Raw genomic sequence first — 11,897 nt, 5'->3', positions numbered from 1 at the left:
GCGCGCTGCTGGGCTATGCCCCGCACCTTCGCGCGGGGCATAGCCCCAACTATCCAAGGATAATAAAGTATTATATTGACCCCAACAATAGAAAGAGCGGCAGCCATGGACTAGAAAATACAGTCCTAGACTGCCGCCTATTATTTAACTATACTGTCCCGTTAGCTCAATGACTTGTCTGAGATCGGAACAAAATGCTGCCAACGACACAAATTTCAAAATAGGTGGACTCCGCCTCTACCTGAAATTTTCTACACACTCATGCAGAAAGGCGTCTAACGTGCGTGGCTCTCTGCCGAGCAAGCGCTTCACAGTGTCATTTGGACTTTCTAGCACCACCGTAGACATGGTTTGAATTTCCACAACGTGGTTCGCGAGCCAAGGAGGCATATGCCCGTTCTCCATAAGATTGCGGAGTAGTACTTGGGGTTCCATGTTGATGTAGCTTATCGGCCGATTAAGCAGGGCGGATAGTTGACTCGCGATCTGGGGATAACTGAAAATCTCCGAACCAGTAAGCGTATATATTTGGCCAGATACCTCGCGGTTGGTCAGAACTTCTGCGGCAACATCTGCGATATCGCGACAGTCAATGAAGTTACACGGTGAATCGCCCATGGAGCCGAAGAAAACATTTTGGGTTGTGATCGTTGGTGCAAGGCGCATTAAGTTTTGCATGAACGCATAAGGGCGCAACACGGTGTGGGTGAGACCCGATTCCCTCAGCGTTTTCTCGATTTCTTGATGCCAGCCAGCCACTGCCACTGGAGAACTCTGCTCAAAGGCAGGGCTGGATATTTTTACGATGTGTTTGATTCCAGATTCAGCGGCAATCTGAATGATTGAAGTTTCCAATTCGATTTGTCTTGGACTGTTGGACATGGCAAGGAAGAGCTGGATAGCACCTGCAAACGCGCGGCGCAGCGATTCGGGGTCGGAAGCATCCGCCAATGCGACCTCGATAGTCGATCGGCCTTTTTCTCCGATCTGATCACGCAACTTCTCTAGCCCTCTGCTCAGCGCCCTGACGGGTAAGCCAAGATCAACCAAACGTTCCAAAAGCGCACTGCCTATCGTACCTGTTGCTCCCATAATAACTATCATTTTTTTCTTCTCCTTTTGGATGAAAAATTAGTTGTGACGGCAAGACGCCACCGCCATGTCACTATCGTGCTTGCTATGAATCCAGACAACGGGAAATCGATCCAGACACGACCGACCCAGGCCAAGTGATTGCTCGGAATCATAATTTCTAGTAAACCAGATGTCACCCATGCGGCGTATAGGCCAAACGAGGAACCGGCCAATGCGAACACCCCTACCACAACCAAGTGAGGTGCACCGATGATCCATCGTATATGGCCCACTCGGCTGCGCAACAATAGGCCAATCATCAAGGCCATCAAGGCCGATGCACCGCCGATTGTGGTCAATGCCCCTATTTGAAGCCCCCTATCGGCAGTAACCAACCCTCCGATACCTGCCATGATGGCAGGAGCAGCATAGGCCATTACAACTTCACGCCATAGTACAAAAGTCTTTTTCTTGGAACCAGCAGCCTTGATGCCGTAAACATCATCTGTCTGATTCGGGTATTTCATCTGGTTCATTTAGTTGCTCCCTTCTTCTTTGAAATAGTTCAACGATTGCTTTCAGTGAGATATAATTAGGAACCTAACTATATAAGAGTAAAAATAGGCTAGCATCACTAGCCCATTCTACTCATTACTGATGTTTCCCTTTGGTTTCGAGCCTAGTTCGCCCGTAAGTGCTGAGATGCCTTGTGTAACTCGGCCTAGCAAGTCGAGAAATACGCTGCGCTCATCGATATTGAGTAAGCCCACCATTGCTTCCAGCCGAGTGAAATGCTCAGGAGCCATTTCACGGAGCTTCTTCGCTCCTTCTTCCGTCAAAATGACCGATCTCTGACGGCCATCGTCTGAGCTTGATCGCCGAGATACTAGGCCATCTCGTTCAAGAATGTCGATAAGACCAGTCACTGTAGCACGTGTAACACCTAGATGCTCCGCTAATTGCGAAGGCAACTCTTCTCCTTCGTTATCTTCAAGATCTGCCAATAAACGATATCGCCCTGTTGATAAACCGAATCTAGAGAAATGAATCTCCGAGGCATGTCCAAGCTTGGCTCCCGCTGCCATTAGCCTAGACGCGACGAGTATAGCCTGTGCGTCTATGTCTAGGTTATAGCGATCAATCTGACGCTTGGATTGTACAAGCGAGGGAATAGCGTCAATGTCATTTATTATTTTATTATTGTTGTTCATATATATAGTATGGAACCTAATTACTTTTGTGTCAACACATTGTTATAACACATCAACACCCCGCCTTTCTTCATATCTGGAACTGTATTCCTCCTCGGTCACTGCAAAAGGCTCGATCTCTCTTTTATTCCAAATCGAGTTAGAGCTGTTTGATCCTCATCAACCGAAGATTATACCTAATATAATGGAGTTATATAGTTGTATTTGGTTATGTTATCCTGCCTGTTAGCTCAATGACGAATCATCAGTCTAAGACTTTATTTTCTTTTAACCCAAACAAGCCCCCCCTGCCATTCGCAGAGGGGGGCTTGTTGGTTCGCTGGCTTGATGCGCAGCGGGCCGTTACCGGCCCAGCTTCAGCAATTTAGCCAGCAGATGGGCCGTTTCTTCGCGCGAAGCAGAGTCCTGCGGCGCGAAGTTTAGGGCAGCGGCACCCGGAGCGGGTCTGCCGCTGAGGATGCCTGCCTGCTGCAGCGTGCCCGCAGCAGCGGCGGCATAAGGGCTGATGGACTGTTGATCCGCGAACCCAGCGGCTGCGCCGCCGGCCGGAAGGCTCCAGTCCATCCACACCACGAAGCGAACCAGCAGCACAGCCAGCTGCTCGCGGGTAATCTCGGCTGACGGGTCGAAGCGTCCCTCGCCGACGCCGTTCACAATGCCGCTGGCGGAAGCCCACGCCACTGCATCAGCGTAATAAGCCTCTGTCGGCACATCGCCGAATGAGCCGGTTGTTCCGGCCTCCGCAGCCTGTCCTGCCAGCTGCGCCAGCAGCAGGGCGGCATCAGCACGGGTCAGCTTGGCTTTGCCGCTAAATCGGTCCTCGCCGATTCCGTGGATCACTTCCCGCGCCGCCAGGTATTTAATCGAATCCCTGGCAAAGCTTGCGGAAATATCGCTGAACGCTGCGGGATTGTAGCCTACGGCATACGTCGTGCCAAGCTGTGCCGTGAGGCTCAAGGTTCCGTCCATGCTGTCATAGCTGCTGCCTGGGATTACGGCAAGTTCTCCCGCTTCCGTCAAGCGATAGCCAACGACTGCCAGCGGATCTTCAGCGGACGTTGCTGGATAGGCGAGGCTTAGCTGCGCAGTGCCTGAGCCGAGGCTGGACAGCGTGCGGCTTCCTGCCTGCAGCCCCACTTCAAGGATAGGACGGTTGCCAATCTTCGCCTGGGCTGCTGCCTGGCCTACAGGAGTCAGCTTGCTCCAGTCTGTGCCGCCATCACCCGCCGTGAAGGTCAGCGTAACCATCTCCCCGTTCGCCGCTGCGTTAACCGCAGAGATCGCACTGCGGTCCAGAGACAAGCTGCCGCTACCCGTCTCTACAATTAGGGCTGTCGTTCCGCTGCTGGCGATAGCTTGAACAGCCGCTGCAGGCAGGCTCAGCTTCATTCCCGCTCCTCCCACCGAAGCCGCCGAGCGTAGAACCAGTTCTCCGCCACCAGCAGGAGCTGCCTTAAGGGCGGCTTCCACCTGCTCCAGCGTAGCGGCTGCCAGCAGAGTACCAGCTGTATCGGCAGCGGGTTCAAGCTCAACAATCACCTGGCTGCCGTTATTGATGATCCCTGGAGCAGACGCAGGGGTTCCTGGTGCAGGGGTTGCTGAAGGCACCGGAGCTGATGGTGCCGGAATCCACGGCACAGGATTTCCCTGATCCGGTGTTGGCGTTCCTGGTGCTGGTGTTCCCGGTGTTGGCGTTCCTGGTGCTGGTGTTCCCGGTGTTGGCGTTCCCGGTGTTGGCGTTCCTGGTGCTGGCGTTCCCGGTACTGGGATCACCGGATCAGCGGCGGCAACCGCGACTGCCGCTTCAGCAGTGCCGTATCCATCTGCGGTGGCCGCAGTGATCACCGCAGTTCCCTTCGCAAGCGGAGTTACTCTTCCGCTGGTGCTTACAGCGGCCACAGCCGGATTGGAGGAGGTCCAGCTAACCGCGGAATCTCCGCCAGCTGGCGGAACCACGGTTGCCTGAAGAGTTACCGCTTCTCCTCCGGCCTTAAGCGAGACCGCTGTTTGGTCCAGCGAGACCTTCGCCACATTCAGCTGGTAGACCGCAACCGTGCCGCCAACTTCATTGGCTACCAATACAAGCGGCAAGCCGCTGGGGCTGGCTGCTGCCGGAATAAACTCAATGCCCTCCGGCCCGGTATCGGTCGCGAGGTTATTTTTGGGCGTAAATTCACGGGTATTGATATAGCTCAGGAAGCTCGCCTGTGCCGGATCAGTCACATCATAGGTCATGAGACCGCCGATCCGCTCCAGGCCGATGAACGCAAGCGCCTTCTGCCCCACCTTGCCCACCTTGACGTATTCAGGCTCCGGTCCTTTTTTCTGGCTGCGGCTGTCCAGTGTGGTGTTGGTATTGCTGGCATTGAAAAAATCAGGCAGACGTTCACCCGTGATCCGCTCGAAATCGCTGCCGCTGTCATACACCTGCTTCATCGTACCCGCCTCCCAGATGGAGAAGGAACGCGCCCCGTATAAATACAGGCTCTCATTGTCCAGCCCGGACATCACTTCCACATTGTCATACAGCTTGCTGCCATTCAGGAATTGTGCAGCAGGTGAAGCGGGGTTCAGCAGCCCCTTCATGTCCCCGATCTTGCTGGCATTCTCCATGCTGTCCCATTCGGTAGCATCGCCTTCGTTTGCCGTGAACAGATAGGTTGTGCCTCCAGTGGTGTACTGGTCGATTCCATCAGGCATGTAGAGACCACGGAAAGGAACATTCTCCAGCTTGATCTGGCCGTCGTTGAGCAGGTCGAGAGCATTGCCTGCCAGGCTGAAACCCTTCGTTCCGAGACCCTTGACCGAAACTGCAGCCCCGCCTGCAATGTCAATCGTCGCAATCGCATTGTTCTCCTGCAGAGAGACGTACGCTGTCTTCTGGTCGTCCGACAGGGTAATGAACTCCGGCTCCAGATCACGCACAGCGTCAGCCTTGGAACCCTTGCCTGTAATCAGCTTCGTCTCGGGGTCTACCGCACCGCGGATATACACCGAATCGTCAATAATCTCCGGCTGGTCAAATTTCACAGACGTCACCTTGCCGCTCAGTGTATCTATAATAGTCACACTGCCCTCCGGGTCACCGGCCAGAGTACGCGGCTCTGCTTCGTCAGCCGTCAGGATATAACGGCCATCCGCCGTATATTTGACCATGTCGGGCTGCACTCCTGTGGGGTACTCGGCCAGCAGCTTGCCTTCATAGTCCAGCACAAGCACTTTGCCCGGTTTCATGGCATCTTCCTCCTGCACCGCGATCGCAATCCGTCCGGTGGCCGTGTTAATGTCCAGACTGGTCAGGTCCCCGTAGGTGAATCCCGCTGTCTCTGACAGCTGCTCTACGTTGATGCTGGTTTCCTTCTCAGGCTGAGTCCCATCCTTCAGGTTGACAATATCCACCGTAGCCGGCTGGGAAGCACCATTCACCAGATAGAATCTGCCATTGTCCGGGTTGTAGCGGACGATCTCTGCCACCCCGCCGTCTTCACTGGTTGTACCTACCGCGTACCCGCCAATCTTGGTGATGCTGAGCCTGTCCGCCGTTAACGGTTCATTTACCTTCAGCGAATAATCAGCCTGAGCCTTTACACTCGGTTTGGAAGCATCGTATACGGAGACGCTGACTGTTGCCGTTCCCATGGCAGCTGGGGTTCCGCTGATCTGGCCAGATTGACTGTCTATGGCTAGACCCTCCGGCAGACCAGTCGCCTCGAAGCTGTAAGGCTTCAGTCCGCCGTATACGGCCAGCGTCACAGCATAAGGTGCACCCGCGCTCGCCTCTGGCAAGCTGGATGTGGAAATCCCCAGCTCCGGCACTGTCAAGCTCCATTGTCCGTCAGCACTGCTATGGGGCTTCAGCCTGCTGAACTCTGCAGCGTTAAGCGAATCGAAGCTGATCTGCTTTGTGTCATTTTTATTATGGTCCGTATCGGCGAAGCTGTCGCGGCGGACGGATTTCTGCTTGGAGGTGCCTGCCGTTTTGCCGGTCGGATAGTCGCCTTCATAGCCGTCAATGGTCAGCCCTTCATCATTGCCGGCCGTGCCGATCATGTCCACGTAATCCGCGGTTTTGTCGAGGAATGGGTTAGCCGCCTGCAGCAGTTCCGTACCCTTGAGCAGGACAACCTTCATGCCTTTATGATAAAAAATCTGCTCCGGCCAGCTCTGGTCACCCCAGCCACGGATATCGATCTGATATTCCGGATTGCTTTTACCGTCTATAATGAGGTAAGAGGACTGTGCCTTAATGGTACCGCTGAGGTCCAGCTTGCTCCACTGCCCTTTCATCGTCGGATCGGAATATTGCAGGGCCCAGCCGTTTAATTGAATATCGGAGTCCGTTGGGTTATATAGCTCGATGTAGCCTGAGGAGAAGTAGCCGCCCGTGGTCTTGGCATCGCCACCGCCATAAATTTGGTTAATAATTACGTGGGGAACCTTCACATCATAATTGCCCTCGGCTGTATATGGAGCACCGGCTGGGGCAGCATTGGCTGCAACGGATGAACCGGCTGCGAGCGTGGTGCCAAGCAGCATTTCAGCGGCTAGCAGAATAGAGATCATAGTTTTTCCTGTTGGGTTCAAGTCGTTGTCACTCCTATTGATCGTTTTAATCATTTTAGAAGCATAGTATTCTCAATAGACTCGACTTAAGTTAAAGATATGTAAATTCAAAACATTACATTTCTCTGCAGCGAATTTAAAATCTCTATAACAAGTCACCCTCATAGTTAAACTATAGATCATCAATGAAAGGAGTGTTCTAATTGCCTAACATCTGGATGCACCTGGAGTACGGCAAGCAGCTGGCCGCAGAGTTTGCAGACCGTCTGCCTTTCCTGAGCGGGCTTAAACAATACGGAAATCTGTACCGCTTCGGCTGCCAAGGACCTGATTCCCTCTACTACCACAGCTTTCTGCCCTGGCGAAAAGAGCGCAGCGCTGCCCGGCTGGGCGATCTGATGCACAGCCACAGCTGCGGGCCTGTATTGGTTGAGTTCTGGCAGCGCGCCTCAGCACTCCCGCCTGCGGAATCGGTACAGACTCAGCTGTATTTCCTGGGTTATCTGACCCATCATCTGCTGGACCGCAATCTGCATCCCTACATCAACTGGAAGGCAGGCTACAAGCAGCGGGATCACGGTCGGTTCGAGCTTGCCCTGGACACGGTTTTTATGAACAAGGTTCGCGGGCTGGACACCTGGCGGCTGGCCGCCTGGAAGCAAATCGACATCGGCAGCAGCGGATTGCCCGAGCCGATCCAGACCATTCTGCAGGACACGGCTGCCACCTGGTATCCCGAAGCGATGAAATATCTTCCCGCAGAGATCTGGGAGGAATCTTATCTGGATATGGTGCTGGCCCATAAATGCCTCTATGATCCGCATGGCTGGAAAAAGGCGTTGCTAAGGAAGAAGGCACGCAGTTATTTTTACCAGAAGCTCACCGAGGATGAGCAGCAACTGGATTATCTGAATGGTCATCATACCGAGTGGAGACATTCGGCGCTCTATTCGGAAGCGCGGACGGACAGCGTGGCTGAGCTGTGGGAGCAGGCCATGGCCGAAGGCCGCACGGTGCTGCAAGCGCTGGCCGATTGGCTGTTCAGTCCTTCTGCCGCCGAAGCAAATTCCCGGCTGGAAGCCTTCAAGCTGGTGCTGGGTGATCGTTCCTATGACACAGGCAAAGAATGCAGCAGCAATCTTCAGAATCAGTATTCAGAACCGATCTGGGAACAGCATGTCAGCAGCTAAGGATACGGTTGTGACATATTAGAGGGATTTCTTACCGCTAGTTGCTCTCAGAATAGGGATTCAAGGTAGCTACTCCTTAGAATCTAACAGCTATATCAGAAGCCAAGGAGTCTAAGCAGCAACACATACCTCACCAAACAAGCCCCTCTTCCGCTATAGGAAGAGAGGCTTGTTCTCACATTTCTTTACCGCTTAGGCTCCAGCTAGGATTTAGAGTGTTGCCCTGGAACCTTCAGTGGAATTAGATGCGAAACTGCAACTAATTTCAGCCGAAACGTCCATTATCAGGATAATAAGTGCATATCTGGTTACTACTTAGGTCCCCTAGCCCTCTTCGCTCGTAACCCTCGCTTCGATTTCAGACGGTTGCGGACTCAGGAGCCTCTATTTGCTGTACATAGGCCGTTTTGCAGGATTAACGGACCCAGGAGCCTCTATATCACAGAAAACCCTCGCTTTTGAGCCTGTTTTGACGACTTAGGGGCTATACGGTCCGTAAGACTTCAAAAGATCGCAGATAGGAGGAAATAGGGGCTATACGGTCCGCTAAAATGCAGGTTACCTAGTTCAAGGGCTTGGAGTGTCGCAGGGTCCTAAGTAGTAACCATATCTGCATCTAAATTCAAGTAAAGCAAGCTTATTACGCTCAAAATCCTAAATTAGGTGCGTTTTCGCACTTATTTCCTCCAACACAGGAAAAAACGGCTAAATAGATGCAGTTTCGCAACTAATTCGGAAGTGTTCTTATCATACGGAGTCCTAAGTAGGGACCACATTTCCGGCTATATAAGATGAACTTAAGAATGGAACAGTAGAGTTGCCAGAAATTCTGATGCATAGGGGGCTTCCTGCCGCAACGGAGCTGTGAAAGATCGGCAGAACCGCTGCCAACACCGTTGTCGCATACGCCGAATTTGCCCAATCATACATGATCCAGGCCCGCACCGCAGATTTTTCTCTCATCAGCTTGTCCCTTTCCCCATCTTATTTCTTCATCTCCCGTTTCACCAGCAAACGTTTGAACCTCTCATGGCTAAAGCCACGAGATTCTTGGGTAGTCCATTCTACCGAACAGAATTGGTAATATATACCACCAAGCTATCCCTGTCGTTCCGACAGTTCGTGTAATCGCTACACGGTAAGCAGTCTTTTTCCTTCAGATAGAATATTCAGGCTGGCATTGAAATCTCGATCATGATGAGTTCCACAGTTCGTACACGTCCATTGTCGTAGCTTCAGATCCTTTACGTCTTTGTTTTTGGTTCCACAACACGAACACAACTGCGAAGAGGCAAAGGTTTTGCCTACAGTAACCACCCTGCGTCCGTACCACTTCGCTTTATATTCAAGTAGGGTTCGGAAGTGATACCAAGAGACTTCGCTAATCGCTTTCGCCAGCTTATGGTTTTTCATCAGATTCGAGACTTGCAAATCTTCAATCGCAATCAGGTCGTGGTTTTTGACAATGTGCGTTGAAATCTTGTGCAAGTAATCGGTTCTGGCATTGACTATACGTTCGTGGATTCGAGCCACTTGGATTCGCTGCTGATTCCAGTTCGATGACCCCTTCACCCGTCTGGATAAGATCCGCTCTTCCCGAATGAGTTTTTGCTCCATCTTCCGTAGAAACTTGGGATTCGCAAACACTTCACCATTCGATAGAATCGCGAAATCCTTTAACCCAAGATCAATTCCGACTTCTTGGTTGGTTTTGGGCAAGGCATGCACTTCGGTTTCCACTACCAACGAGACAAAGTATGTACCGGAAGGATTGCGCCGGATGGTAGCGGATTGGATGCGACCTTCGACTTCTCTGGACTTTGCGAAACGTACACGTCCAAGTTTGGGTAACTTCATCTGATTTCCGTCCACCGCAATGTTTCCGCTCGTGTGTTTCGTTGTATACGCCTGAACCTTGTTTTTTTTGGACTTGAAACAGGGGGCATCGTTTTGTCTCTTGAAAAATCGAGTGAAGGCATCCGCAAGGTTCTTCACAGACGATTGGATCGCAATGCTATCGACTTCTTTTAACCAAGGGAGTTCCTTCTTCAAATTCGGCAGTTCCGAAGAACAGGAATCATACGATAATCCTTTATCGGTTGCTTGGAAGCTATCGTTCCACTTGGCTAAGAAGTGATTAAACACAAACCGACAGCATCCCATGGTTTTAGCGATGAGGACTTCTTGTGCTGGGCTGGGATAGAGACGGAATTGGTAGGCTTTATTTACCAACATGGTTTCACCTCACTTTCTGGTGTTGAATGGTTAGATGAACATAATCACAATCACTTTCAATTCTGAAGTTGTGACCTCAAATACAGGATATCATAGGTTGAATCATTCGAGTGATTATCTCTAAATAACAGTGTTTTGATTGTTTTCAAGAAACACCTGTCGGACAAGGCGTATCTAAAGATACGCCTTGTCCGAAGCAATTCATCTCACGACTAAAGTCACGAGTGTTCTCGGCTAATTCATAAATTATAGGCAAATAAGATTAGGCCGGTGTATCTTAGATGTTAGCGCAATATAAAAAACAATAGAAAATCTGACAGCATGCCCTTCCTCCGCCCAAAAACAACCCCTATCTTTAACCTGCGGTTAACCCCCCTGAAATAGTGGCCTGCTAAGATCAGGGCGACAAGAATAGAGGGAGGGATACCCATGCGTCTAGCCTTATTTACGGATACTTTTCTTCCGCAAACCAACGGTGTGGCCCTGACACTCAGCCGGTTAACCGGGCATCTGAACCGCAGAGGGATAGAGCATCTGCTCTTCACCCCCAAGTCTGCCCCCGAAGACAGCTACCCCGATCCCGTCCGCCCCCTGGCCAGCATCCCTTTTATCATGTATCCCGAGTGCAGGCTGGCCCTGCCCAGCATGTCTGTCATCCGCCGCCAGCTGGACGCCTTCAAGCCCGATCTTCTGCACATGGCTACACCGTTCAATATCGGACTCTGTGGCCTCCGCTATGCGCACAGGCACAATCTGCCCCATGTCGTTTCCTACCATACCCACTTCGACCGATATCTTGACTATTACCGGATGCGCAGAATCGTCCCGTTGTACTGGAAATATATGAAATGGTTTCACCGTTCCTGTGATGCCACCTTTGCACCCTCGCAGGAAACGATCGGCGCTCTGCAGGAGCAGGGCTTCGAGCGGGTGAAGCTGTGGTCCAGAGGTGTGGACTGCCGGCTGTTCTCCCCCGCGAGGCGCAGTGCTGAAGTCCGTGAACGCTATGGCATCACTGCCCCCCTTCTGCTGCTCTATGTAGGCCGGGTTGCCCCGGAAAAAGACATCTCCACCCTCGCCGCAGCCATGCGGCAGCTGCCGGAATCTCTGCAGTCCCAGGTGCATTGGCTGATCGTCGGAGACGGCCCACTGCTGCCGGAGCTGCGGACCGAAGCCCCGCCCAATGTCACCTTCGCGGGCTACAAGCATGGGGAAGAGCTGGCGCAGCTGTACGCCTCAGCCGATCTGTTCGTGTTCCCCTCCAGCACGGAAACCTTCGGCAATGTGGTGCTGGAGGCGATGGCCTCGGGGCTGCCGGTCATTGCAGCCAATGCCGGCGGCGTCCGTGATCTGGTCGTGCCGGGACAATCCGGCAGCCTGTTTGAGCCGCGCAATCCGCAGGCGCTGGTTGAAGAAATCTGCATGTTAAGCAGCCAGCCCGAGCGGCTGACTGCGCTGGGCGCCGAGAGCCGGCGGCTGGCGCTTGGACGGTCATGGGAGCAGGTGTTTGACCGGCTGATCGGGGATTATTCAGCCATTCTAGATACCAGGCAGCGCGGTGGAAGCACACAGATTTTCAGCGCATAAGCAGATCTTCCGCCTAGCACCAGCACACAGCAAAGAG

At 52.6% G+C, this 11,897-nt stretch carries 7 protein-coding genes; 2 read left to right on the top strand and 5 right to left on the bottom strand.

Going from position 1 to position 11,897, the window contains the following annotated elements; genetic code table 11:
* Positions 1-237: 237 nt before the first annotated feature.
* From B9T62_RS06385 to B9T62_RS06370, 4 genes are all read right to left on the bottom strand, one after another.
* A complete protein-coding gene (locus B9T62_RS06385) occupies positions 238-1,104 on the bottom strand; it encodes an SDR family oxidoreductase (RefSeq protein ID WP_087914502.1) in 867 nt (288 codons plus the stop codon).
* Entirely contained in the window at positions 1,101-1,610 is a 510-nt protein-coding gene (locus B9T62_RS06380; RefSeq protein WP_211296417.1) for a hypothetical protein, read from the bottom strand. Before B9T62_RS06380 ends, B9T62_RS06385 begins: the two co-directional genes overlap by 4 nt.
* Positions 1,611-1,718: 108 nt before the next feature.
* The gene (locus tag B9T62_RS06375) at positions 1,719-2,285 is read right to left on the bottom strand and encodes a MarR family winged helix-turn-helix transcriptional regulator (protein ID WP_087914501.1); all 567 of its coding nucleotides are present in this window, start codon (positions 2,283-2,285) and stop codon (positions 1,719-1,721) included.
* A 342-nt stretch (positions 2,286-2,627) separates the two neighbouring features.
* Positions 2,628-6,869, bottom strand: a complete 4,242-nt coding sequence (locus tag B9T62_RS06370) for a choice-of-anchor I family protein (RefSeq protein WP_281257696.1) — start codon at positions 6,867-6,869, stop codon at positions 2,628-2,630.
* Positions 6,870-7,051: 182 nt separating this feature from the next.
* Between B9T62_RS06370 and B9T62_RS06365 the strand changes: the two genes are divergently transcribed.
* Entirely contained in the window at positions 7,052-8,038 is a 987-nt protein-coding gene (locus B9T62_RS06365) for a zinc dependent phospholipase C family protein (protein ID WP_087914499.1), read from the top strand.
* A 1,131-nt stretch (positions 8,039-9,169) separates the two neighbouring features.
* On the opposite strand, the gene tnpB is transcribed toward B9T62_RS06365, so the two are convergent.
* Positions 9,170-10,273, bottom strand: a complete 1,104-nt coding sequence (tnpB, locus tag B9T62_RS06355; RefSeq protein ID WP_087914497.1) for an IS200/IS605 family element RNA-guided endonuclease TnpB — start codon at positions 10,271-10,273, stop codon at positions 9,170-9,172.
* Between the two features lie 429 nt (positions 10,274-10,702).
* Here tnpB and B9T62_RS06350 point away from each other — a divergent pair, with 429 nt between their 5' ends.
* A complete protein-coding gene (locus B9T62_RS06350) occupies positions 10,703-11,860 on the top strand; it encodes a glycosyltransferase family 4 protein (RefSeq protein WP_087914496.1) in 1,158 nt (385 codons plus the stop codon).
* Positions 11,861-11,897: the final 37 nt, after the last annotated feature.

This window comes from Paenibacillus donghaensis, assembly GCF_002192415.1.
Classification (GTDB): Bacteria; Bacillota; Bacilli; order Paenibacillales; family Paenibacillaceae; genus Paenibacillus_AQ; species Paenibacillus_AQ donghaensis.
Note: the sequence above shows the minus strand (reverse complement) of the source record. Positions and strands in the feature narration are given on the sequence as shown.

Bases quoted from the DNA above. Each gene is read 5' to 3' on its own strand.
- tnpB (WP_087914497.1), bottom strand. From the start codon at position 10,273: ATGTTGGTAAATAAAGCCTACCAATTCCGTCTCTATCCCAGCCCAGCA.
- B9T62_RS06350 (WP_087914496.1), top strand. From the start codon at position 10,703: ATGCGTCTAGCCTTATTTACGGATACTTTTCTTCCGCAAACCAACGGT.
- B9T62_RS06380 (WP_211296417.1), bottom strand. From the start codon at position 1,610: ATGAACCAGATGAAATACCCGAATCAGACAGATGATGTTTACGGCATC.
- B9T62_RS06375 (WP_087914501.1), bottom strand. From the start codon at position 2,285: ATGAACAACAATAATAAAATAATAAATGACATTGACGCTATTCCCTCG.
- B9T62_RS06385 (WP_087914502.1), bottom strand. From the start codon at position 1,104: ATGATAGTTATTATGGGAGCAACAGGTACGATAGGCAGTGCGCTTTTG.